This is a genomic window from Achromobacter marplatensis (genome assembly GCF_002209535.1).
Taxonomy (GTDB): domain Bacteria; phylum Pseudomonadota; class Gammaproteobacteria; order Burkholderiales; family Burkholderiaceae_B; genus Achromobacter; species Achromobacter marplatensis.
On the sequence record NZ_NJIG01000003.1, the window covers coordinates 403,838 to 428,009 of the forward strand.

The following is a 24,172-nucleotide window of genomic DNA, read 5'->3' on the forward strand; positions in this document are numbered from 1 at the left end:
CTCCGGTTACTTCATAAGAGCAGCGAATGAATGGCAGCGAGCAACCGGACCTGACGCCCCGCATCGACCTGTACCCGCCCGGTTTGTCGGGCAGGATCCGCTGCCGTCAAACACTGTTCACCGCCCATTTCAGGCGTTATTTTTGTTTACGGCCAAATTTTCGAAAACTTAACGTGCGTAGGAATCGCACGCCCCATCCCATTGCCGTTGCCCAACAAGAAACACGGCCGCGCTCAGGCGCGGCCGTGGTCATGCCCGCGGTAGCCGCCCAACCTGCCGCGCCCATCGCGCGGCCGGTTCGGGCACCACCGACACGTCAGCCTTGCGTCAACGTCGGTGCGGCATAGCCGCCCAGTTGATGCGCGGGCACTTCAATCACTTCACCGGCATTGATCTTGAACACCGCGACGGCTTCGGCCAGGCGGTGAGCCTGATCTTGCAGCGAACCTGCGGCAGCGGCCGCTTCTTCCACCAGGGCCGCGTTCTGCTGCGTCACCTCGTCCATCTGCGACACGGCGCGGTTGACCTGGTCGATACCGCTGGATTGTTCTTCGGAAGCTGCGGAGATCTCGCCCATGATGTCCGTCACGCGCTTGACCGAGGCCACGATCTCTTGCATGGTCGCGCCCGCGCGCTCCACCTGCTGCGAACCCGCGCCCACCTTGGTGACCGAATCCTCGATCAGGCCCTTGATTTCCTTGGCCGCCTGGGCGCTGCGCTGCGCCAACGAGCGCACTTCGCCCGCCACCACCGCAAAGCCCTTGCCCTGCTCGCCCGCACGTGCAGCTTCCACTGCGGCGTTCAACGCCAGGATGTTGGTCTGGAACGCAATGCCGTCGATGACGGAGACGATTTCGGAGATCTTGCGCGAGCTGGCGGAAATGCCCTGCATCGTGCTGACCACTTCAGACACCGCCGAACCGCCGCGCTCGGCCACGTCCGAGGCGCTCGCCGCCAGCTGATTCGCCTGGCGCGCGTTGTCGGCGTTCTGCTTCACCGTGGAGGCCAGTTCCTCCATCGAGGCTGCGGTCTCTTCAAGGGACGCGGCCTGTTCTTCCGTCCGGCTGGACAGGTCCGTGTTGCCGGCGGCGATTTCCCGCGAGCCCACCGTGATCTCGTCCACGCCGCGGCGCACCGTCGCCACCGTGCGGGTCAGGCTTTCCTGCATGCGCTTGACCGCCGCCATCAACTGGCCGATTTCGTTGTGCGAACGGACTTCAACGCGGCTGGTCAGGTCGCCAGCGGCGATCTTGTCGAAATGCTGGCCGGCTTCGACCAGCGGGCGCACAACCAGGCGGCCAAACAAGATGCGGCAGAACACCATCAGCACCAGCGCCAGGCCGACTGCGATGCCCACGGCCACCATGGCGCGGTTGAAGTTCGCCTCGGCCTGGTCGATCGTGGCCTGTTGCTGATCGCCGATGTACTTGCCGAAATCGTTCAGCGCCTCGATGAAGGCGGCGCTGCGCGGCGTGCCGTATTCGTTGTTCACCATGTAGAACGTCGAATAGTCTTCGCTGCGCAGGGCCTCCACCATAGTGTCCACGCCGTCGTCGATGTACGAGCGATAGCGGCGGACCAGGTTCATCGACAGCTGGCGGCCCGTGTCGTCCTGCAGCATGTTCTTCTGGAAGTCCGCGAAGCGGGCGCGCACGCCCGTCAGCAGGTCAGTCGCGCCCTTCAGGGCCGCAGCCGCGTCGCGGGCGGAGTTCTCGCCGCTGCCCCAGCCGGATTCCTGAAGGTGGCGCGCCGCCACCATCAGGCTCACGCGGGCGCGCAGCATGTCGCTGTTGATCACTTCAACCTGCTTGGCGCGCTCGGTCAGTGCGTTGACTTCGCGGATGGATTCGTAATTGTGCTGCAGGAAAAACGCAGCCAGGCCGCCTACCGCCGCGATCAAGATCGCGAAGAACGCCATGACCCACAGCAGCATCGTACCGACGCGGGCATCGCGCAACCGGAGCTTGCGCTTCACCTTGGGCGCGCGCGCGGCCTTTTTCTTGCCGCCTTTGCCGGCCTTCGCGCCGGATTCGAGACTCGCTTCCATATTTTTTCCCCATCCCTCAGGAACTGCTCTGACCAAATGAAAAACCACCCTGCCGACACGCCCTGTTACATGGGGTGTACATTCAGGGCGACGGTCATTGCGGCTGGCGCCGCAATGCTCTCTGCCGAACTACAACAAGACTTATTTGCTCGCAGGCGCCAACCCGGCCGGTTCGCCCGGGCCGGGTATGTAGATGGTTTGCACCTCGGGCTCGGCCAAGGGCGCCGGCGGCCAGGCCTGATTCAACTCAGGCGCGGGTGCCGGCCCCAACAACTTCTGGCGTTCCCAAGGTTCCAGCAGAATATTGGTGCTGTCGACCAGCCGCATCAAACGGCCGTCCGGGCCGAACTGCAGCAGGGCTTCCTTGCGGCTGTACAGGCCGTCGGCGACAAACGTGATCTTGAAGGACCAGAGGGCCAGAAGCGTGCCGTCGGTCTGCTTGTATAACTTGTCCGGCGGCGCGGTCAGCGCCCGCGAGGCTTCTTCCAGCGTCGTCTGACCCGGCGTCAGGGTCGACAACTTGCCCGGGTCGAAGTTATGACCAGTCGCCGCGCAGCCGGCCAGCAGTACCGCGATGGCGGCAGTCGCCAGAAGTTGTATATAGCCTCGCATACCTTACCCATTCACCGGCAACGCCGGTATCAGAAAGATTCCCAATCGTCGTCCGACGGCGCCTGGCGGCGGCTTGCGGCCGGCGCCGGCTTGGCGTCGTTGGCAGCCGTTGCCGCGCGCGGCGCAGGACGGCGCAGCGGACGCGCCGCCGTGGCACCCTCGGCGGCTGCCGCCGGCTTGGCGCGCGCCGCATGCGTCAGGCGTGCGGCAGGCGCCGGTTTGGCGGATGCCTCGACGGCCGGCGCTTCGGGTGCCTCCGTGGCAGGCGCCGACACGCGAGCGGCGACGCGCGGAGCGGGCCGCTGCTGCGCCAGTTGGCGGGCCGGCACTTCAATCACTTCACCCGCATTGATCTTGAACACGGCCACGGCCTGCGCCAGACGCTCGGCCTGATCCTGCAGGGAGCCCGCGGCAGCAGCTGCCTCTTCCACCAGGGCCGCGTTCTGCTGCGTCACTTCGTCCATCTGCGACACGGCGCGGTTGACCTGGTCGATGCCGCTGGACTGCTCGTCGGACGCCGCCGAGATCTCGCCCATGATGTCCGTCACGCGCTTGACCGAGGCCACGATCTCTTGCATCGTCGCGCCGGCGCGTTCCACTTGCTGCGAGCCCGCGCCCACCTTCGTGACGGAGTCTTCAATCAGGCCCTTGATTTCCTTGGCCGCCTGGGCGCTGCGCTGCGCCAGCGAGCGCACTTCGCCCGCCACCACCGCAAAACCCTTGCCCTGCTCGCCCGCACGTGCAGCTTCCACTGCGGCGTTCAACGCCAGGATGTTGGTCTGGAATGCAATGCCGTCGATGACGGAGACGATTTCGGAGATCTTGCGCGAGCTGGCGGAAATGCCCTGCATCGTGCTGACCACTTCAGACACCGCCGAACCGCCGCGCTCGGCCACGTCCGACGCGCTGGCTGCCAATTGGTTCGCCTGGCGTGCGTTGTCCGCGTTCTGCTTCACCGTGGAGGCAAGTTGCTCCATCGAAGCCGCCGTCTCTTCAAGCGACGCCGCTTGCTGTTCGGTACGGCTGGACAGGTCCGTGTTGCCCGCGGAAATCTCGCGCGAGCCCACGTTGATCTCGTCCACGCCGCGGCGCACCGTCGACACCGTGCGCGCCAGGCTTTCCTGCATGCGTTTGACCGCCGCCATCAACTGGCCGATCTCGTTGGACGAATTGACATCGACCCGCACCGTCAGATCACCGCCAGCGATCTTGTCGAAGCTGTCGCTGACCGTGCGCAACGGACGCAGGATCACGCGGTTCATGAACAGGAACGCGCCCAGCGACACCACCAGGATCAGCGCGGCCAGCGCAAGATACACAAAGGCCATCGTCGAAGTCTGGCTGCGCGCGGACAGGACCTGCTGTTCGCTGAAGGCGTTGATGTCATTGGCGAATTCGGTCAACTGCTTGGAGAACGCGCCGCTGGCCGCGCCCGCCTTGGTGTTCTTCAAAGACAGATACGCGGCCGAATCACCCTTGTCCAGCGCGCCCATCATGGACTGCAACGCTTCGGAGAAGGTATTGAACGACGTCAGCAGGTCGCCCTCGGCGGCCTTGCCAAGCGCCGTCACCTTGGGAATCGCCTTGAAGCTTTCCATCTTCTTCTTGGCGTCGGCGATCAATTGCTGCACCGTCCGCGAGTTTTCAGCCGCGCCGTTGGCGTCGCCCGCCGCGCGCTGCGCCGCGGTGATGTCGGCGCGTATGGTCGCGCGCAGCATCTGCGTGTAGGCGTCCTTGATCAGGTTGCTTTGCTGGACGCTCAAAGAGTCCAGGGCGTTGATCGTGTCGGCGCTGGAACGCATGCTGTTCCAGCCCAGGGCAATGGCAACCAGTGCGGCCAGGGCAACTGCCAACTGAGCGAGCATCAAGCCCGTGCGCACCTTCAGATTGCTGAACATTTTCCGATAGTTCCGGTAGTCGTCCCGGCGGCGCGCTGTGGCCACCGGACCGTAAAGGGGGGTAATGCGTGTGCTACTGCCTGTTCAATGCACTGAGCGGGTCGACCCGTCAGAAGGACTCCCAATCATCATCCGCGGGTGGAGGCCTGCGGCTGGCGGCGGACGCCGCTGGCGCGGCATCCGTGGCGCTGTCCGCGCGAGTGGCCGGGCGGCGCAAGGGACGCGCCACCGTGGCGGCCGAGGCCGCGGGTTTGGGACGGGCCACTTGTGTCTTGCGAGGCGCGGGCTTTGGAGCCTGCGCTTCGCCCGCATCGGCTTCAGCTTCAGCCTGTGGGGCCTGAGGCGCCTGCGAAACAGTTTGTGCAGCGTTCTGCGCGGGCGCCGCGGCCGGTTTGGCCAAGCGGGCTGCAGGTGCCGCCGGTCGGGACGTCGGAGCCTGCGCGCGCGGTGCCGGCATACGCGGCGCATCCGGCTGTTGTGCCAACCGATGCGCCGGCACTTCAATCACTTCGCCCGCGTTGATCTTGAATACCGCAACCGCTTCGGCCAGACGCTGGGCTTGTTCCTGCAGCGAGCCTGCGGCAGCGGCCGCTTCTTCCACCAAGGCAGCGTTCTGCTGCGTTACCTCGTCCATCTGCGACACGGCACGGTTGACCTGGTCGATGCCACTGGACTGCTCTTCGGACGCCGCCGAGATCTCGCCCATGATGTCCGTCACGCGCTTGACCGAGGACACGATCTCTTGCATCGTCGCGCCTGCGCGCTCCACCTGCTGCGAACCCGCGCCCACCTTGGTGACCGAGTCTTCGATCAGGCCCTTGATTTCCTTGGCCGCCTGGGCGCTACGCTGTGCCAACGAGCGTACTTCGCCTGCCACCACCGCAAAACCCTTGCCTTGTTCGCCCGCACGCGCGGCTTCCACCGCGGCGTTCAGGGCCAGGATGTTGGTCTGGAACGCAATGCCGTCGATGACGGACACGATTTCGGAGATCTTGCGCGAGCTGGCGGAAATACCCTGCATCGTGTTGACCACTTCAGCCACCGCCGAACCGCCGCGCTCGGCCACGTGCGAGGCGCTTGCCGCCAGCTGGTTCGCCTGGCGCGCGTTGTCCGCATTCTGCTTCACTGTGGAAGCCAATTGCTCCATCGAGGCGGCCGTCTCTTCAAGCGACGCTGCCTGCTGTTCGGTACGGCTGGACAGGTCCGTGTTGCCTGCGGAAATCTCGCGCGAGCCCACATTGATCTCGTCCACGCCACGACGCACCATCGCCACCGTGCGCGTCAGGCTTTCCTGCATGCGTTTGATGGCGCCGAACAATTGTCCGATCTCGTTGGTGCTGCGCACTTCGATCCGGCCGGTGAAGTCGCCGCCCGCGATCTTGTCGAAGTGGTCTCCCGCCTGATGCAGCGGACGCAGGACGGTGCGGTTGATGAACACCCAGCAACCCAGGGCCAGGACCAGCGCGATCGCCAGCAACGCGATGGTCACAGTGCGCGAGATGTTGTGGTCGACTTCAGCCTGAACCACCAGTTCGTCGGTACGCTTGTCCAGGAACTCCAATACTGCATTCACGGCTTCGCGGAAGGCCGTGTTGGCGGCGCTGCCCGCATCATTCAGATCCAGGTAGTCCTGCACTGCCATCTTGGACAGTGCTGCGGCTTGGCGTTTGTAAACGTCATCGAACTGCTTGTAGGCCGCTTCAAGCTTGGCCATCAGCGCCTCGGAACCGTCCATGCGCGGCGCCTTGCGGAACTCATCGAGCCACTTGGCGCCTTCCTGCATGAGGACGTCGGCGCGCTTGGTCTGGTCATTGGCCTGTTCGGTCTTGCCTTGCTGCATGTCCATCAGCGAGGTCGCCAACAGCAACCGGCCACGTAGCAAGGCGGCGTTGGCGCGGTTGAGCTGCGTACCCTGATTGGAATAGGCGTCGTTGACCTGCTCCAGCTTATTGTTGCTGGAATTCAACCCCATCCAGGCCACGCCATTGGATATGAACATGGCGCCCGTGAAGAGCAACAGCACCAGAACGATACAGGTGCGAACTTTCAAATTGACAAGCATGAAATATCCGAGCGTTAAGCAACGTGAAACGACACTACCTACCCTGCACGCAACCACGGACGCCCCGGCCTTTGGCCAGAAGCGTCCGTAAGGGCGCAAATCTCCGCACGCGATCCGTGCGCTTTTTGGGGTCCCGCCGCGTTACTTGCGGCTGAACAGGCTGGACCCCTGAATGGTCATGAATGCCGCCGAAGCGGCTTGCAGCGCCACTTGGCGCAACGCAAGCTGGCTGGCGCCGGCGTAGTAGTCCAGATCTTCCAGGTCGGACAGGGACTTGGCGTAGGTCAGGCCCTTCTTCGTACCGGTGGCATCCAGCGCTTCCAGCTCGTTCATGCGGGCGCCCACCGAAGCGGTCACGGTCAGCACGTTGTCGTAGCTGTTCGACAATTTTTTGTTGGCGGTGGCCAGCGCGTTGTTCAAATGCGCGGTAGCCGCCGGATCGCCGCTGCTCGGCGCATCCAATGCCGAGATCAGGTTATCCAGGGTCGAGAAGACGTCCATGTCGGTGGACTGCACGTTTTCGACCTTGATGACGTCCCCCGCCTTGGGTTCACCCGTGACTACCACCGAAACGCCACCGAAGTCGATTGCAGTTCCTGAGGCGTACGCAGTCGCAGGCTGCGAAACATCCGGCACCGTGACCGGATTGCCGCCGTTGGCGTCCGTCGTCGTGACGCGAAAGCCGATCGCGCCCGTTGCATCAGCCTCGAAAGTCACGGAAAAGTTCTTATCCAGATTTCCGCTGCCCGGGGTGACCGACACGGCACTGAACTGCGCAGTGCCGGTATTAGCGGCGGGCGTCGACGCGACATATGCCTGAGAACCCGGGTTGGCGCGGCCGAAAATGTCCACGCCCAGATCGCTGGTCGACAGCTGGCGGCTTTGGTCGACCTGAACGGTGCGTTCGCCCACGGAGCCGCTGTACTGGATCTTGCCGGACGCGTCCTTGGTGTAGGGCATGACGCTACCGTCATTACCCGAGAACAGGTACTGGCCGCTGCCGTCCGTCGTATTGGCCAAGCCCATCAGGGCTTCGCGCGTGCTCTTGAGCGCCGTCGACAAGGTCTGGCGATCGCTGTCGGACATCACGCCGCCTGCCTGGATCACACGCGTGCGCGCTTCCTGCAAGGCGTTCTTGATGGAATCCAGCGTGTTACTTTCCTGGCCGAGGTTCGTATTGGCCGTCTGGCGGTTCATCGCGTACGTCGAATTGATGCTCTGCGTTTGCGCCACGCCGATGGCGAGCGATGCCGACAGAGGATCATCCGCAGGCGTCAGGTACTTTTTACCGCTGCCGACTTGCTCGACCAAGCGGTTCATGTCCGATTCCTGAGAGAGCACGCCGCTCAGGCCGTTCGTGTACATCATCGTGGTGCTCAGGCGCATGGTGCAACTCCGAAATGCTTTTTAGTCATCACAATTCAACGGTCTGATCAGCCACGCAGGCCCAACAGCGTGTCAAAAACGGTGCTCGCCACATCGATGATGCGGGCGCTGGCCTGGTACTGCTCCTGATACAGCGACAGGCTCACGTATTCTTCGTTCAGGTTGACGCCCGACACCGATTGCTGGGCCGCCGCGGTCTGCTTGATCAGATTGGCCTGCGCCGTGGCAGCCGACTTGGCCTGCGCCGTCTGCACACCCACGGTGTTCACGACCTGCGCGAACATGTCAGTGGTACTCATCGTGCCGTGGCCCAGCACCTTGGCGGTCTGCAACTGCGCCAGCTTCAGCGCGTTCTTGCCGTTGGCGTCACCGCCTTCAGCGTCCGCTGCGGCGATGCGCTCCGGGTCTTTGATGAGGACATCGATGTCGCGCGCGGCGTTGCGCGTGGGCGACAGCGACCATTTATCGCCCGCCTGGGGCGGTGCGCTGATTGTCAGCGTCACACCCATCTCGCTTTCCATGTTCAACGTCGCATTGGGCGGCGTGCCGGTAGCCGGGCCGTTGTAGACCTGAGAGCCCTCCGGCATGCGCACGACCTGATAGTTCGTGCCGTCAAACGAGATTTCGTAATCTTTCGCGTTGATGTTGGACAGGTTCGTGAATTGGCCCGAAATCTGCGCGTTGCTCTTGTTCTGCGTATTCGGCACACCTTCCGGCGACGCGACGCTGAAGAAGTCCGTGCCCGGATTGCCGTTCTGGTCCAGGCCCTGTTTGTGCTGTTCGTTGAACGACATCGCCAGGCCAACCGCCATCTGGCCCAGTTGGGCCTGCATGACGTCCAGCGAGGACGAGCGGAACTGCAACAGGCCACCCAGCTTGCCGCCGGTGACTTCGCTGTCGGCCAACTCGACGGATACGGTCTTGCCGGCGCCTGCCGGCAACGTGTAGGCCAGGACCGTGCGGCCGGCGTCCTTGGTCGACGGGACGGCTTGCAGCGGATAAATCGTGGTGCCGGACAGCAACGCCTGGCCGCCCTTTGCCAACGAGATATTGATCTTGTCGCCTTGCTCGTACGTGGTGATGCCCACGAGCTGGTTCAGTTCAGCCACCGCCAGATCACGCTGGTCCAGCAGATCATTGGGGGGGCCATTACCGGCCTTGCCGGTCGCCAGCGAAATCTGCGTATTCAGATCATCGATACGGGTCAGATAGCTGTTGACCTGCTCGACCGTGGACGTGATCTGCGTGTTCAAGCCTTCGCGCTGATTCTGCATTTCCGTGTAGGCGGAACGGATCTGCGTGGCCAGACTGTTCGCCTTGCCCAGCAAATCCTGCCGCGCGGCCGGGTCGGCGGGCTTGCTGGCCACCGCGTTCATGCTGGTGAAAAAGTTGGTCAGGCCTGGGGCGATCCCAACCGTGCGGTCGGCAAACAGGTTATTGACCTGCGAAACCTGATCCAGTTGAGCCTGCAGTTGCGCACCGCTGCCCTGCGCGCCGACCAGCTGCTTGTACAAGAAGCTGTCGTAGCTGCGCACGACGGTGTCGACCTGGACGCCGCGGCCGATGTATCCGTTGCTGGTGGCTTGCGCGCCCGCGGTGGACGTCATGACGCGCTGACGGTTGTAGCCGACCGTGGTGGCATTGTTGATATTGTGGCTGGTGGTGGCCAAACCCGCCTGTGCGGCGTTCAGCCCGCCCAATGCCGTTTTATACAAATTCATGCTGACAATGCCCCGTGTGTAACCGCAGCTGTTATCTCTGGATACTCCATTAACGGCAGGAGATCATCAAAATTTAGAGTCCTTCCAACATCTGGCGAGAATTTTCCACCTGCGTGGCCGCCCCTCTGAGCTGGCCCATGATGCCAATCAGCTTCTGCGCATAGCGCGGGTCGGTCGCATAGCCCGCGTCCTGGATCTTGCGCGCCGCGTCAACCTCGTTGCGTGCCTGGGTGACGGCCTCGTAACGCGGGCTGTTGCCGATCAGGCGGGCGTAGTCCGCGAACGATTCCTCGTACGACGCATAAGCGCGGAAGGGTTGCGTCACCTTTTTCGCGACGCCGTCTTCGTATTCCGTGGTCAGCACATTGACGACCTTGCCCTTCCAGCTAGCGCCCGCCTTGATGCCGAACAGGTTGTAGCTCGTGCTGCCATCGGGGTGCTTGATTTCGCGTTGGCCCCAGCCGGACTCCAGGGCCGCCTGGCCCATGATCAGGCGCGCGGGCACGCCGCTTTGCTGCGACGCCAGATTGGCTGCGCGCGACATCTTCGACACGAAGTCCACGACGTGCTCCGGCGCGCCCTCGGCGGCGGCCAGCGCGCGGTCGCTGGCGCGGTTGTTGCGCATCACGTTCAGCAACGCCGACACTTCCCGAGAACCGCCGGTGCGGAAATCCAGGTCGGCCCCCTGCCCGATCGCACGCACGGCGTCATCGGACACGTCGGCCGGCTTGCCCTGCTGCATCTGCGCCAGGATCGACTGCGACAGCCCGATGCCAGGCGTCGCCAGGTGCAGCGCCAACTGCTCGTCGGCCATGGATTGCAGCATCTGCGTCTGCTGCGAGTCGAATAGCCCTTCCTTGGGCGTCGCCTCGCGCATGCGCTTGACCATCATCTGCAGGAACAAGGCCTCGAACTGCTTGGCGACCTGCTTCTGCTGTTCGGTGCCTTCGGGGTCTTTCTTGACGTCCCGCTTCAGGTCCGACAGGCGACCCATGTCGAAGACCGAGTCTTGCCGGGCGGCGCCCCGGGACGCGTCGTTTGAGACAGCCATCGTCAGATGATTTCCAGTTCGGCGCGCAAGGCGCCAGCGGTCTTCATGGCCTGAAGAATGGCCAGCAGATCCTGCGGCGTCGCGCCCAGGGCGTTCAGGCCCTTGACCACGTCAGCCAGATTGGCGCTGGTGCTCACGCGCTGCAGCGAGCCATTGTCCTGGCGCACTTCGATCTGGGTGTTGGGCACCACCACCGTCTGGCCTTCCGTGAAAGGCGTATCCGGCTGCGACACCTGATTCTGGCGGTTGATGATGACCGACAGGTTGCCGTGTGCCACCGCAGCCTCTTCGATCATGACCGTGCGGTTCATGACGACCGAGCCGGTGCGCGCATTGATGATGACCTTGGCCACGGTCGGCGCGCGAGCTACCTGCAGATCTTCGACCAGCGATAGGAAACGCGCCTGAGAAGCCTGCTCCATCGGCGTGCGCACCTGCACCACGCGCCCGTCCAGCGCGGTCGCCGTGCCTTGGCCGAACTTCTTGTTCAGTGCCGTCGCCACGTTCTGCGCCGTGCCGAAGTCGGTATTGTTCAGCTCCACATGGATGTAGCCGTCGCGCGAGAACGTGGTGGGCACGCCGCGCTCGACAATGGCACCCGCGCTGATGCGACCGCCGTTCAACTGGTTGATCTGCACGCTGGAACCGCCCGCGGAAGCGCCGGCCCCGCCCACCAGGATGTTGCCCTGGGCGATGGCGTAGACCTGGCTGTCCGCGCCCTTCATGGGCGTCATCAGCAAGGTCCCGCCGCGCAGGCTCTTGGCATTGCCCATCGAAGACACCACCACGTCCAGCGTCTGGCCGGGCCGGGCGAACGCGGGCAAGGTAGTCGTGACCATGACCGCCGCCACGTTCTTCAACTGCATGTTGCTGCCGGCGGGCACGGTAATGCCCAATTGCGACAGCATGTTTGTCAGGCTTTGCTGCGTGAACGGGGTCTGCCGCACCTGGTCGCCGCTGCCGTCCAAACCCACGACGAGACCGTAGCCGATCAGCTGGTTGCCCCGCACGCCCTGGATCGTCGCCAGGTCCTTGAGCCGTTCGGCCTGCGCCGCGCCGGCGCCAGCGACCAGTCCGACCGCCACGCAGACGCGGACGAACAGGGACAGCAAGGCGGATATCGGAGTCGGTTGTGTCATGGTCAGAACGGCGAAGCGATCAGGAAGAAGCGTTGCAGCCAGCCCATGGTCTGGACTTCGTCCATGACGCCCTTGCTGCGGTACTCGATGCGGGCGTCGGCCACCTGGGTGGACGACACGGTGTTCGTGCCAGTGATGGAACGCGGATCCACCACGCCTGCGAAGCGGACGTATTCGCTGCCGCGGTTGATGGCGATCTGCTTTTCGCCCGCCACTTGCAGGTTGCCGTTGGACATCACGCCCACGACCGTCGTGGTGATGGTGCCGGTAAAGGCATTGTTGGCCGTGCTGTCGCCCTTGCCCTGCGAGACGTTGCCGCCCTTGGCGTCGGTATTCAGGTTTGCACCCGCCCAACTGTCCATGAAGGACGGCGCGGCAGCGATGCCCAGCGAGGTCGACCCCGTGCGGTTGGTATTGGTCGCGACGTTCTTGGAGGCATTCGTCCGCTCGTTCAGCACGATGGTGACGATGTCGCCCACGTTGCGCGGCCGGCGGTCCTCGAACAAGGGATAATTGCCGTACGTGGTCGGCTGATAGATGGAGCCCGTGGGCTGCGCCATGGGCATCGGCGGCGGCGGCGGTGCGGCCGTGGTCGGCCCGGTCACGATGGGCTCGGGCGGAATCATGGCGCAACCGGCCGCCAGCATAGCCAGCGACGCAGCGAATACCAGACGCAGGACAGACATGGGCATCACAGTTGGGACAGGCGGGCCAGCATCTCGTCAGAGGTCTTGACGGCCTTGCTGTTCATTTCATAGGCGCGTTGCGTGGTGATCATATTGACCAGTTCTTCGGCAACGTTCACGTTGGACGTTTCGACGTAGTTCTGCATGATCGAACCTGCGCCGTCCACACCTGGCTGCAGCAGATTGGCCGGACCCGACGCGTCGGTTTCCAGGTACAGGTTCTCGCCGATGCTTTGCAGGCCGGTGGGGTTGATGAAAGTGGCGATCTGCAATTGGCCGATCTGCACGTTCACGCCAGCGGCGCCGGGCTGCGTCACCGAAACGATGCCGTCCTTGCCGATGGAGATCGACAGCGCGTTGTCGGGCACGTTCATCGGCGGCTGAATCACGTAGCCGCTGACGGTCGTCAACTGGCCGTTCTGGTCGCGTTGCAGCGCGCCGTCGCGGGTGTAGCCCTGGGTGCCGTCAGGCAGTTCGACTTGCAAGAAACCTCGGCCGTTGATGGCGATGTCCATTTCGCTGCCGGTATTGTTCAGGTTGCCTTCCGTGTGGATGCGCTCGGTGGCGGCCACGCGCGCGCCCGTACCCAATTGCAGGCCGGACGGCAGTTGCGTGGCGTCGCCCACCTGGGCGCCGGGCTGGCGCAGCGTCTGGTACATCAGGTCCTGGAACACGGCGCGGCCGCGCTTGAACCCGTTGGTGGAAACGTTGGCCAAGTTGTTGGAAATGACGTCCATGGAGGTCTGTTGACCTTCCAGGCCCGTTTTTGCAATCCACAACGAACGCATCATGATGAAGTACTCCTGGTGCCGCGGCTTGGCCGCGCGCGAAAATTGTTTAAATCAGGCCGCGGGATCAACCGACGGACAGAATCCCGTTGGCGCGTTCCGCGTTGCGGTCCGACTGCTGGATCACCTGCATCTGCTGCTCGAAGCGACGCGCGTTTTCGATCATGCCCACCATCACCTTCATGGGATTCGTGTTGCTGCCTTCCAGCACGCCGGACAACACGCGCAGGCCGGGGTCGGCGGGCGCGGGCGGCGCCGGCTGGCCGTTGACCGGCGCCAGGCGGAAGACGCCGTCATCGCCATGCACCAACTGCGCGTTGTTCGGGTTCGCCAGCTTGATGCGACCCAGGTTCAGGATGTTGTTGGGACCGTCGCCGGCGCCGATGGCCGTGATCGTGCCGTCGGAAGTGATCGTCAGCGCGGCCTGGTCCGGCACGTCGATGGGGCCGCCCTGATCGGACAGTACCGGCTGGCCCAGCGAGGTCTGCAGCAGGCCATTGATGCCGACCTGCAGGCTGCCGCCGCGGGTATAAGCTTCGCCCTGCGGGGTCTGCACTGCGATCCAGCCGTTTTCGCTGGCCAGCGCCACGTCCAGGTCGCGGCCCGTGGTCTGCATCGTGCCCATCTGGAAGCTGTTGCCGGGCGTGGACGCCACCGTCGAAACGCGCGTAGGCAGACTCACTCCGTCCGTCATCGGAACCGACCGGTACAGCGCGATCTGCTCGCGGAATCCCGTCGTGTTCACGTTGGCCATGTTGTTGGCGAGCGCCGCCTGATGCTCAGTGATACGCGCTGCGCCATTCATGGCGGTGTAGATGATTCTGTCCATTGCCTATTCCGTCGGTGTCGTCGCAAGCCTGTCAGGCTTTACTTCAGGTTCATCAGGACTTGCATGATTTCGTCCTGGGTCTTGATGGTTTGCGAGTTAGCCTGATAGGTGCGCTGGGCGATGATCATGTTGACCAGCTCTTTGCTCATGTCGACGTTGGACGCTTCCGTCGCCTGGCCCACGACCTTGGACAGCCCGTTGGTGCCAGGCTGGCCCAGGATCGGCTGGCCGGACGCGGCCGTTTCGGTCCAGGCGTTGTTGCCCACCGGCTGCAACCCTTGCAGGTTGGAGAAGTCGGCCAGCACGATCGTGCCGACGACTTGGGTTTCGCCGTTGGTGTAGCGAGCCACCAGGCTGCCGTCGCCGCTGATGTTGATGCCGCTGAATTCGCCGGACGTGTAGCCATCGGGCTTGGCCACCAGCTTGTAATTGCTGCCGTACTGAGTGGTGCCGGTGTAATCCATCGCAATATTCAGCGGATTCGCAGGAGTCGTCGTACCACCCGGTTGCTCGAACTGCAAGTTCACGACAGGGGCGCTGGTTAACGCACCCGCGTTATTGAACGTGAATTTGGTCGTGCTTGTCCACACGCCGCTGGCTTCAGATGTCGGCGTCATCGCTTTGCCGTCCATCGTGTAGTAGACGTCATAGACACTCGTCCCCGCATCTGCGGGACGCTTCACGAAATACTGCATCACCTGGTGCGAATTTCCCAGCGAGTCGAACACCGTCATGGGCGACGCGTTGGTGTAGCTGCCGGAAATCGTCGGATCGAAAGGTTTACCGATTTCGATCGTCGGAGCGACGTAGGCGACATAGTCAGCCATCCCGCTCAAGTCCTCGTTGGTTCGACCACCCGTGATCGTGATGTTGCCAGTACCAGCGGCATTGGGATAAGCGCCGTCGGCAGGAACGGGCGCGATGTCGAAAACCGCATCGCCGTTTGCGGCGCGACGGAAAGAATAGACAGTCCCGCCCAGATTCGCCTTTCCAACTGTGCCCGGGTCCGTTTCAGTATCGACGGTGTAGATTACCTTCGCATTCGCATCCAGGTTGGCAACAGTCGTGCCCGTGCTGGTCGCCTTGGGCGCGACGTTGGCGGTGGGCAACTGCAGTTCAACGGGATTCGCACCGATCGCGCCGGCCGGGTAGCCCGTCATGCGGTAGCCCTGCGCATTCACGATGAAATTATTCTTGTCGACCAGGAATTCGCCGTTGCGGGTGTACATCACCGCGCCGCTCTGGTCGGTCACGCGGAACATGCCCTTCGCGCCGTCGATGGCGATGTCGTATTCGCCGCCGCCGCCCTGCACCGTACCCACCGTGAAGCGCTGCGTGATCGCCGACACCTTGACGCCCAGGCCCACGCGCGAGCTGGCGTACACGTCGGCAAACGACGCGGTCGACGACTTGAAGCCGACGGTGCCCGAGTTGGCGATGTTGTTGCCGATCACGTCCAGGTTCTGCGATGCGGCGTTCAAGCCGCTCAATCCTTGTCCGAAGCCCATGTTTTCTCTCGCTAATCTTTATCTAGTGAAGCCGCCGCGCATGCGCCGGCGCCGATTCAAATCCGCCCGGTTCAGGCGCCGATTACCTTACGCACGTCCAGCATGCTGGTCTGGCCATCCAGGCCCAGATCCAGACGCAAGCCGTTGGTGGAATACGCCACGCTCTTGACCTGGCCGTAGCTCAGCACTTCCGCATTCACCTTCTTGCCATCGCCGTCGGTCGCCAGCACGGACACGGTGTACGCGCCCGCATCCAGCGCCACGCCGCTGTCGTTCTTGCCGTCCCAGTTCAGCGTGTAGACGCCGGTCTTCTGTTCGCCCATTTCGATGGTGCGCACGACCGCGCCGTTCGAGTCCGAAATGCGGACCTGCACCTTCTGTGCGTCGCCTTGCAGATCCAGGCCGTAAGGGGTAACCACGCGTTCGGCGGCGTTGTCGCCATCCACGCCGACCTTGACCTTGGTGCCGGGGATCAGCACGCCCTTGCCGATCATTGCCACAGCGTTCATCGACTGCGACACGTCGATCTGGCCGCTGATGGCCAGCATGGTGTTCTTCAGGTTGTTGATGCCTTCCACCGTGGAGATCTGCGCCAGCTGCGAGGTCAGCTCGGCGTTCTGCATGGGGTTCAGCGGATCCTGGTTCTGCAGCTGGGTCACCAGCAGCTTCAGGAACTGGTCCTGCAAGCCCTGCGCCGTGCTGGAGCCGTTGGCGCCGCTTTGCGCGAGGCCCAGGCCGGTGGTGCTGGTGTTCTGGTCGACGGTGGTCATGGATTCACTCTGTCAGGAAATTAGGATTGGCCGATGGTCAGCGTCTTCTGCATCAATGCCTTGGCGGTGTTGAGGACCTCGACGTTCGCCTGGTAGGACCGCGATGCCGCGATCATGTTGACCGTTTCGGCCACCGGGTCGACGTTGGGCATGCTGATGTAGCCCTGGGCGTCGGCCAGCGGATGCTTGGGGTCATAGACCTGCTTGAGGGGCGACGGATCCTGGATGACGCCAGCCACCCGGACGCCGCCGATCTCCTGCCCCAGCGCCTGACCAGCAGCCGGGTTGACCTGGAACACGACCTGACGGGCGCGATACGGCTGGCCGTCCGGACCCACCACGCTGTCGGCGTTGGCCATGTTGCTGGCCGACACGTTCATGCGCTGCGATTGCGCGCTGAGCGCCGAACCGGCGATATCGAAAATGCTCAACAAGGACATTGCCTGTCGCTCCCTTTATGAATCAATCCTGAATAGCCGTCTGCATGGTCCGGATACGACCGGAGATCATCTGCATCGTGCTTTGGTAATGCAACGTGTTGTCGGCGAACTGCACGCGCTCGATGTCCATGTCTACCGTGTTGCCGTCCATGCTGGGCTGGTACGGCAGGCGGTACAGCAGCTCGGTCGGCCCCTGGGACACGGCTTTGGCCGGGATGTGGCGGGCCGAGGTCAGCGCCAGCGACGTATCCGGCAGGCGCATGGTGCCTTCCATCGCGGTCTGCATCGCGGCCTTAAAGTCAAAGTCGCGGGCTTTGTAGTTGGGCGTGTCGGCATTGGCGATGTTCGACGACAGCACTTCCTGGCGCTGCGCGCGCAGTCCCAAGGCCTGCTGGTAGAACCGGAAATCTTCGTTAAGCCTGTCTAGCATCGTGGCGCCTTCATGCGTTGCAATACGGATAGAGCAAGGGACTTCGGACGCACCGTTATCCCATTGGATGACGGCATCATAGGGGCCGGCGGCAAAACACAATCAGCCAAATAACCCGCCATTTCTCATCCAATTCCCGTATTGCCGAACGGCCCGGACTCCTACAATTCATCCATCATGAAAATCTCCGCACGACATCTCCGCGCGCGCGCCGGCTGCCTGGTCGCCCTGGCCCTGGCCTCCTCCGGGAAGGCCCTGGCGCAGGACGCCGCCAGCCAGGCGCCCGAAGCGATTGCCGTCGCGGCACAAAGTTATCTGCTGGACCAATTGGCCGGACTGCCTGGACAACCCGCCGTCTCCATCGACCCGCCGCGCGCCGAGCGTCTGGCGCCCTGCGACGCCATGTCCCCATTTATGCCGCCGGGTATGAAGCTGCGGTCGCGCATGACCGTCGGCGTGCGCTGCAATGCGCCCAAGCCCTGGACGACTTACGTGCAGGCGACCGTGAGCGTCCCCGGCTACTACTACGTCGCATCGCGGATGATCTCGGCCGGCCAGGCATTGACGCCGGACGATCTTTCCCCCCGGGATGGCGATCTGGTGTCGCTTCCGCCCGGCGCTATCACTGACCCCCAGACCGTCGTCGGCATGACAGCGGCATTCCGGATCAATGCCGGGCAACCGGTGCGCGGATCGTCGTTGCGCAACGCCCATTCCGTCCTCCGCGGATCCAATGTCCGGATCAATGCGCGCGGCAACGGATTCGTGGTCAGCAGCGAAGGCCAGGCGCTGGACAACGCCGCGCCCGGCGCGATGGTCCAGGTACGCACGGCCAGCGGCCAGGTGGTCAGCGGGGTGGTCAAGAATGCGGGGCTGGTTGAAATACAACTGTAGGTAATGTTACAAATCGCGCTGCGCCAGGCGACGGCCTGCCCTAAAGTTCGTTCCGGCCCTGCCGTTACAGAGACATAAGTAGGCGGATCCGTCGCAAACCGACCCAGGACGCCCTGCGGAGAAAACCTTGAAAATCAATTCGACCACCAACCGGCCCATTTCTGCCGACGCCGTTGCCCAACGCCCGGATTCCGCGGTTGCGCAGGCGTACGGCGCCAGCAATGGCGGCGGCTCCAGCAGCTCGCAAGTGGCGCTGAGCTCGGCGTCGCGCAAGATGTTGGCCCTGCAAGACGGCTCGAACGACATCAACGTCGAGCGCGTGGCCGCCATTCGCGCCGCGATTGCTTCAGGCCAGTTGAAGATCGACACCGGCAAGATTGCCGACAGCCTGATCGCCAGCGCGCGCGATCTGCTGAAGTAATTCCCCGTTCACCGCCCTCCCGCCTTCGAAGCACGATCATGAACCCCGTCGATTCCCTCCAGTCCTGCATGCGGCAGGAAGATGCCCTGATCTCCGAGTTCTCGACCATTCTGGAAGAAGAGACCGAAGTGCTGGTGGGCCCGGGGAACGTCGGCGCGCTGCAGGCCATCACCGAACGCAAGGGGCGCATTGCTCAACAACTGGTCGACCTGAGCGACACCCGGAACGGCCTGCTGTCCGAAATCGGCCTGCCCGTCGGGCATGCCGGCACCGAACAAGCCGCCGTGCTGCACCCGCAGCTGTCCGAGATTTGGCAAGCGCTGCTGACCAAGTCGGCCTCGGCCAACGAAATCAATATGCGCAATGGTGCGCTGATCGACGTACACCTGCGCTATACCCAGCAGTCGCTGGACGCGCTGCGCAACATCAACGGTGTGGGCGTCGCCACCACGTACGACGCTCAGGGCCGTGGAGCGCGCGGTGCCCCAGGCCGCAAGCCCATCGTGGCGGGCTGACCGCCCATTCGGGGCTTCTTCGCTTCGGCGAAAAAAAAGGGCGGCGCAATGCGCCGCCTTTCGCTTGGTGCGGACCCGCCTTGGGATCAGGCGCCGCCGGTCATTTCCAGCATCGCGAACATCTTCAGGATCGCCACGGGCAACATCCGACCCGACAGCTTGCGCTCCGAACCCACAATGCCCGACAACGGCCCCCGCACCACATCGGCGGACGGCGAGTGCGCCATCTGCCAGCACGCCGCGCCCAGCTGTCCCGCCATCAAGGATTGCCGCGCCAAGGTATGCGCGCCATCCACCGCCGGCAACGCCTGCCAGGCATTGGCCATATAGCGGAACCCGGCGCGCGCCTCATCCTGCAGCACCAGCCAGCGTGCCACGGTGGCCGCATCGGCCTGGGACGCCGGCAAGTTCGTCAAACCGAACAGCTGCGCGGCGATCTCGCCGCTTTCGGTATCGATCAGCCGCGCGCACACCAGGCGCATCGCTGCGCCGTCGCTGTTCTTGCCCGACAAGGAGACTTCGGTGCCCGACGCCCATAGCGCAAGCGGCACCCGTTTGCCGGCCTTTTCGGTCAACAGGCCGGGCATGTCGCCCGGCTGGCCCACCGGCAGATAACCCACGCTCTTGCCGACTGCATTCAGATTGGTGGGGCATTCGTCCTGGATCACCCGCATGCCGCCGGGGCAACGCGCCACCCACGATGCGCCCTGCCCGGTCAAGGACTGCCACAGGCCGGACGTGCCCGCCTCCAGCAAGTGCACCAGCGGCAGGCGTGGCAATTGTTCGCCCAGCCAGCGCACGCGGGCCTCCAGCGCCAGGGCCGCATCCGGCTGGCCCGGCGCGGCAGGCGCAAACGACGTCAACATGCCATGCGCCAGCGCCAGCTGCTGCGCGGGCGCGGCCAGGGCGGCGCCACGGTCGCTCATCAGCAACGCGCCCAACAGCGTTCCCCCAGGCAAGCCTTCGCCCTTCATGGTGGTCTTGCCATGCACGGCCAGCAGGTGGCGGTGGCAGGTGGCCGAGAATTCGCGCCGCACCATCGCCAACGGCTCATCGCCCAGCGCGGCCAGGCTTGCGCCCGCCCCGTCGCCGACGTACTCGCGCCACGACGCTCGCGCCTGCGCGCACGCCGGATCGCTGTCCAGCATGGCGATCGTATCGTCAAGATTCTGCGCGGCCGCGATAGACGCCGACCCGCCCTGCGGACGCAGGATCGCGGACGCCAGCAACTGGCGGCGGCGCGCAGGGTCCACCGCGTCGGCCTCGCGGGCGGCCGGCGCCAACGACGCCAGATCTGCTTCGCTGGGCGTGTACAGCGCGCGGGCACGCTCCACCATCGCGAAGGCGCGGTCAATCAGCATGTCGGCGCGCGCAAGCTCCATGTGCTCCGGCACTTTCTGCCCAACGGACATGTAGTGGATCGGCAGCCGATGGCGGATCGCCGTGTCCAGCGCGGCACCCAACCGTGTAGCCTCATCCAGCTTGGTGATGATGCACCCGGCCACGTCCTCGCCCACGCCGTTGCGGTAGGCATGCGCCACTTCGTCCAGGGTGTCGCCCTGGCTGGCGGCGTTCAGCACCAGCAGGCGCCGCACCGGCTTGCCGGCGTTGCACAGCATGGCAGCCTGCTCGGCGACCAGGCGGTCACGCTGGCTGATGCCGGTGGTATCGATCAGCACGATCTTGCGGTTGCCCAATTCAGCCAGGATGCGGCGCAACTCGGCCGCATCGCGCACCGAGTGCGCCGGCACGCCCATGAGGCGGCCATAGATCTGCAATTGTTCCAGCGCGCCGATCCGGAACAAGTCCGTGGTCAGCATCGCGACCTGGTCTCGCCCCTCCCGGGCCACGCAGCGGGCAGCCAATTTGGCCAGCGTCGTGGTCTTGCCCACGCCGGTCGGCCCCACCAGCGCGTAGACGCCGCCGGCCAGGAATTCGTCTTCGGAAGCGACAACCGGCAGGTGCGTCACCAGTTCATTGCGTGCCCAGGACTGGGCGGCGTCAGCCGTCATGCCCTGCGGCAGCCGGTCCACCAGCGCCCGCACCAGCTTCGTGCTGAACCCCGCATCCAGGAGACTGCGGAACAGCGCGGCGGCGGCGGGTTCGCGGCCCGAACCCGGCCGGCCGCCCCACAGCAAGCCGTCCATGCGGGTTTCCAGTGCGCCGCGCAACGCGCTGATGGCATCTTGCAAACCCGCGGCGGTGTCTGCCGGCAGCGCGGCGGCAGGCATGGCCGGCGGCTGGCGCAACGGCGCATCCGGCGTCTGGGCCATGGAAGGCGTGGTGGCGACAGGCGAAGGCATGGGCGCGGCAGCGGCAGCCGTAGGCACAGCGGCAGACACTGGCATGGACACAGCAGCAGGCGCCGGGGTAGCGGACGCCATCGGGCGGGCCGGCGGCAATGCGGGCAACTCCACCCGCGTCGCAACCGCTGCCGGTTGTGTGGGCGCAGGTTGCAGCGCCGTCGGATACGGCACGGCCGGGGCGGAGGTAGCGCCAGCGACGTCTTCAGGGCCCGTGTCCTCGTCCGGCAATGCCGACGACGCAAAGGCAGACTGGTAGGCAGCGATCGACCGGGACGGCGCGGCATAGCCTGTCTGCGGCATGGCGGCAGGCGCGACGGGAGCAGCGGGAGCTGCATAGGACCGCTCGGCGGGCGCCGGGGAATACGGGGCGGCCTCCCGTTGCGGCGTCTCGGTGGCCGCATCGTCAAACGCGCCCTCGACGGTGGCTAGCACTTCCACACCGCCGTCCACGCTGCGGTTCGACACGATCAGCGCATCCGGCCCCAGCACCTGGCGCACCTGGCGCATCACTTCACGGCTGTTGACGCCAAAAAAGCGGCTTATCTTCATGGCCCATTGCTCCCGCCGATCAGCGCGGTCACGCGGACCATGCGCTCATCGGGTATTTCAGTATTCGACAACACGCCAAGCTGCGGCAGGTGGTGGCGCAGGAAGCGCGACAGCGGCGCGCGCAGCACCGGCGACACCAGCAGCACCGGCGCATTGCCCTGCGATTCCTGGCGTTCGACCGCCGCCTGCGTTTCGCGCAGCAAGGTATCTGCCAGGCCGGGTTCCAACCCGCCGGTGCTGGTCATGGCCTGCGACAACACGCGCTCCAGCTTCACATCCAGGCCGATGACCCGCAGCTCGCCCTCGCCGGGGAACCATTGCTGCGTGATCGCCCGGCCCAGCGAACGGCGGGTCAGCATGATCAATTCGTTGATATCGGGCTGGCCGCCCGAGCCGGCCGCCTGCGCCGCCAGGCGCGGCCCGTGTTCGGACAGCGTATCGATGATGGTCCGCATATCGCGGATCGGCACTTCTTCGGACAGCAGGCCCTGCAGCACCTTCTGCAACGCGGTCAGCGACAGCGTCTTGGGCACCAGGTCCTCGACCAGCTTGGGCGCATCGCGGCCGATACGGTCCAGCAGTTGCTGCACTTCCTGGCGGCCCAGCAGATTCGAGCCGTGGCGGTGCATCAAGTGGTTCAAGTGCGTCGCCACCACCGTGCCGGCATCCACCACGGTATAGCCCGCCACTTGGGCCTGGTCGCGCAGGCCGCCGTCGATCCACAGCGCCGGCAGGCCGAACGCGGGGTCGGTCGTGGGTGTGCCCTTGATCTGGACGGTGACGCCGCCCGGGTCGATGGCCAGCCACTGGCCCGGCATCGCCACGCCATGCCCCACTTCCACGCCCGACAGCAGGATGCGGTAATCGTTGGGCTTGAGCTCCAGGTTGTCGCGGATATGCACGACCGGCGGCAGAAAGCCGACGTCCTGCGCGAACTTCTTGCGCAGGCTGCGGATCCGGTGCAGCAGTTCGCCATTCTGGGCGTGGTCCACCAGCGGAATCAGCCGGTAGCCCACTTCCAGGCCCAGCTGGTCGACCATGGACACGTCATCCCAACTCGCCTCCGCAGCCGCGGCCTGGGCCTGCGTGACCGCTTGCGGCGGAATCTGCTCGGCGGCCTGCGCCGCCTTCTGCCGGCGCTTGTGCAGCATCCAGCCGCCCCAGCCCAGCGCGCCGGCCAAGGACAGGAAGGCAATGTGCGGCATGTTGGGGATCAGGCCCATGATGCCGATGATGCCGGCCGTCAGGAACAGCACGGCGGGGTTCGAGAACAGCTGGCTGATGATCTGCTGGCCGATGTCCTGGTCGGTCGACACGCGGGACACGACCACACCAGCGGCGGTCGAGATCACCAGCGCCGGGATCTGCGCAACCAGGCCGTCACCGATGGTCAGCAGCGTGTAAACGCGGGCCGAATCGCTCATCGACATGTCGTGCTGCGCCACGCCCACGATCAGGCCGCCGATGATGTTGATCGCCATGATCAGCAGGCCGGCGATGGCGTCGCCGCGCACGAACTTGCTGGCGCCGTCCATCGAGCCGAAGAAGTCCGATTCCTGAGAAACCTCGGCGCGACGGCGGCGGGCCTCGTCTTCGCCGATCAGGCCCGCGTTCAGGTCGGCGTCGATCGCCATCTGCTTGCCGGGCATGGCGTCCAGGGTGAAGCGCGCGCCCACTTCGGCGATACGGCCGGCACCCTTGGTGATGACGATGAAGTTGATGATGGTCAGGATCACGAACACGATGATCCCGACGGCGAAGTTGCCGCCCACGAGGAAGTGGCCGAACGCCTCGATCACCTTGCCCGCCGCGTCCGGGCCGGTATGGCCGTTGAGCAGCACGACGCGGGTTGACGCCACGTTCAGCGACAGGCGCAGCAGGGTCGCGAACAGCAGGACGGCCGGGAACGCGGCAAAATCCAGCGGCTTGCGTGTGAACATGGCCACCAGCAGGATCATCACGGACAACGCGATGTTGAAGGTGAACAGCAAGTCCAGCAGGAATGTGGGCAGGGGCAGCACCATCATGCCCAGCACCATCACGATCAGGACCGGACCCGCCAGAAGCCGCGCGTGGCCGGCCCCGCTACTCTTCAACATGGTGAGCAAAGCGCTCATTCC

Annotated in this window: 20 protein-coding genes; 3 read left to right on the forward strand and 17 right to left on the reverse strand. The window is 64.6% G+C overall.

Going from position 1 to position 24,172, the window contains the following annotated elements:
• Positions 1-316: 316 nt before the first annotated feature.
• The 15 genes from CEY09_RS08885 to flgB all read right to left on the reverse strand — a co-directional run bounded on the left by CEY09_RS08885 (position 317) and on the right by flgB (position 17,367).
• Entirely contained in the window at positions 317-2,047 is a 1,731-nt protein-coding gene (locus CEY09_RS08885; RefSeq protein ID WP_143219546.1) for a methyl-accepting chemotaxis protein, read from the reverse strand.
• A 141-nt stretch (positions 2,048-2,188) separates the two neighbouring features.
• On the reverse strand, positions 2,189-2,659 hold the full coding sequence (locus CEY09_RS08890) for a hypothetical protein (protein WP_088588358.1): 471 nt from the start codon (positions 2,657-2,659) through the stop codon (positions 2,189-2,191).
• Between the two features lie 29 nt (positions 2,660-2,688).
• Positions 2,689-4,557 carry a methyl-accepting chemotaxis protein gene (locus CEY09_RS08895; protein WP_088588359.1) on the reverse strand — a complete coding sequence of 623 codons (1,869 nt, stop codon included), beginning with the start codon at positions 4,555-4,557 and terminating at the stop codon, positions 2,689-2,691.
• Between the two features lie 109 nt (positions 4,558-4,666).
• Positions 4,667-6,619, reverse strand: a complete 1,953-nt coding sequence (locus CEY09_RS08900) for a methyl-accepting chemotaxis protein (RefSeq protein WP_088588360.1) — start codon at positions 6,617-6,619, stop codon at positions 4,667-4,669.
• 141 nt (positions 6,620-6,760) lie between these two features.
• Positions 6,761-8,005: a flagellar hook-associated protein FlgL gene (flgL, locus tag CEY09_RS08905; protein WP_088588361.1), complete on the reverse strand. Its 1,245-nt coding sequence runs from the start codon at positions 8,003-8,005 to the stop codon at positions 6,761-6,763.
• Positions 8,006-8,052: 47 nt separating this feature from the next.
• Positions 8,053-9,726 (reverse strand): flagellar hook-associated protein FlgK, encoded by a 1,674-nt coding sequence (flgK, locus tag CEY09_RS08910; protein ID WP_088588362.1) that lies wholly within the window; start codon positions 9,724-9,726, stop codon positions 8,053-8,055.
• Between the two features lie 73 nt (positions 9,727-9,799).
• Positions 9,800-10,777 carry a flagellar assembly peptidoglycan hydrolase FlgJ gene (flgJ, locus tag CEY09_RS08915; RefSeq protein ID WP_088588363.1) on the reverse strand — a complete coding sequence of 326 codons (978 nt, stop codon included), beginning with the start codon at positions 10,775-10,777 and terminating at the stop codon, positions 9,800-9,802.
• A gap of 2 nt (positions 10,778-10,779) precedes the next feature.
• Positions 10,780-11,916 (reverse strand): flagellar basal body P-ring protein FlgI, encoded by a 1,137-nt coding sequence (locus CEY09_RS08920; protein ID WP_088588364.1) that lies wholly within the window; start codon positions 11,914-11,916, stop codon positions 10,780-10,782.
• Positions 11,917-11,918: 2 nt separating this feature from the next.
• A complete protein-coding gene (locus CEY09_RS08925; RefSeq protein ID WP_088588365.1) occupies positions 11,919-12,608 on the reverse strand; it encodes a flagellar basal body L-ring protein FlgH in 690 nt (229 codons plus the stop codon).
• Positions 12,608-13,393, reverse strand: coding sequence for a flagellar basal-body rod protein FlgG (flgG, locus tag CEY09_RS08930; RefSeq protein ID WP_088588366.1), 786 nt, complete (start codon positions 13,391-13,393; stop codon positions 12,608-12,610). Before flgG ends, CEY09_RS08925 begins: the two co-directional genes overlap by 1 nt.
• A 64-nt stretch (positions 13,394-13,457) precedes the next feature.
• The gene (locus CEY09_RS08935) at positions 13,458-14,219 is read right to left on the reverse strand and encodes a flagellar basal body rod protein FlgF (RefSeq protein ID WP_006224596.1); all 762 of its coding nucleotides are present in this window, start codon (positions 14,217-14,219) and stop codon (positions 13,458-13,460) included.
• A 38-nt stretch (positions 14,220-14,257) separates the two neighbouring features.
• Positions 14,258-15,727, reverse strand: coding sequence for a flagellar hook-basal body complex protein (locus tag CEY09_RS08940; RefSeq protein ID WP_088588367.1), 1,470 nt, complete (start codon positions 15,725-15,727; stop codon positions 14,258-14,260).
• Positions 15,728-15,798: 71 nt separating this feature from the next.
• Positions 15,799-16,497 carry a flagellar hook capping FlgD N-terminal domain-containing protein gene (locus CEY09_RS08945; protein ID WP_006224594.1) on the reverse strand — a complete coding sequence of 233 codons (699 nt, stop codon included), beginning with the start codon at positions 16,495-16,497 and terminating at the stop codon, positions 15,799-15,801.
• 20 nt (positions 16,498-16,517) lie between these two features.
• On the reverse strand, positions 16,518-16,937 hold the full coding sequence (flgC, locus tag CEY09_RS08950; protein ID WP_006224593.1) for a flagellar basal body rod protein FlgC: 420 nt from the start codon (positions 16,935-16,937) through the stop codon (positions 16,518-16,520).
• Positions 16,938-16,959: 22 nt separating this feature from the next.
• Positions 16,960-17,367 carry a flagellar basal body rod protein FlgB gene (gene flgB, locus CEY09_RS08955; RefSeq protein ID WP_006224592.1) on the reverse strand — a complete coding sequence of 136 codons (408 nt, stop codon included), beginning with the start codon at positions 17,365-17,367 and terminating at the stop codon, positions 16,960-16,962.
• Positions 17,368-17,544: 177 nt separating this feature from the next.
• Here flgB and flgA point away from each other — a divergent pair, with 177 nt between their 5' ends.
• From flgA to CEY09_RS08970, 3 genes are all read left to right on the forward strand, one after another.
• A complete protein-coding gene (gene flgA, locus CEY09_RS08960; RefSeq protein ID WP_088588546.1) occupies positions 17,545-18,261 on the forward strand; it encodes a flagellar basal body P-ring formation chaperone FlgA in 717 nt (238 codons plus the stop codon).
• Between the two features lie 127 nt (positions 18,262-18,388).
• The gene (gene flgM / locus CEY09_RS08965) at positions 18,389-18,682 is read left to right on the forward strand and encodes a flagellar biosynthesis anti-sigma factor FlgM (protein ID WP_088588368.1); all 294 of its coding nucleotides are present in this window, start codon (positions 18,389-18,391) and stop codon (positions 18,680-18,682) included.
• Positions 18,683-18,720: 38 nt separating this feature from the next.
• Positions 18,721-19,197 (forward strand): flagella synthesis protein FlgN, encoded by a 477-nt coding sequence (locus tag CEY09_RS08970; RefSeq protein WP_006224589.1) that lies wholly within the window; start codon positions 18,721-18,723, stop codon positions 19,195-19,197.
• 86 nt (positions 19,198-19,283) lie between these two features.
• Here CEY09_RS08970 and flhF read toward each other — a convergent pair whose 3' ends face one another.
• Both flhF and flhA read right to left on the reverse strand, forming a co-directional pair.
• Positions 19,284-22,052, reverse strand: coding sequence for a flagellar biosynthesis GTPase FlhF (gene flhF, locus CEY09_RS08975; protein ID WP_088588369.1), 2,769 nt, complete (start codon positions 22,050-22,052; stop codon positions 19,284-19,286).
• Complete coding sequence (gene flhA, locus CEY09_RS08980) at positions 22,049-24,169, reverse strand: flagellar biosynthesis protein FlhA (protein ID WP_088588370.1); 2,121 nt, start codon at positions 24,167-24,169, stop codon at positions 22,049-22,051. The genes flhF and flhA overlap by 4 nt, the downstream gene beginning before the upstream one ends.
• Positions 24,170-24,172 lie beyond the last annotated feature (3 nt).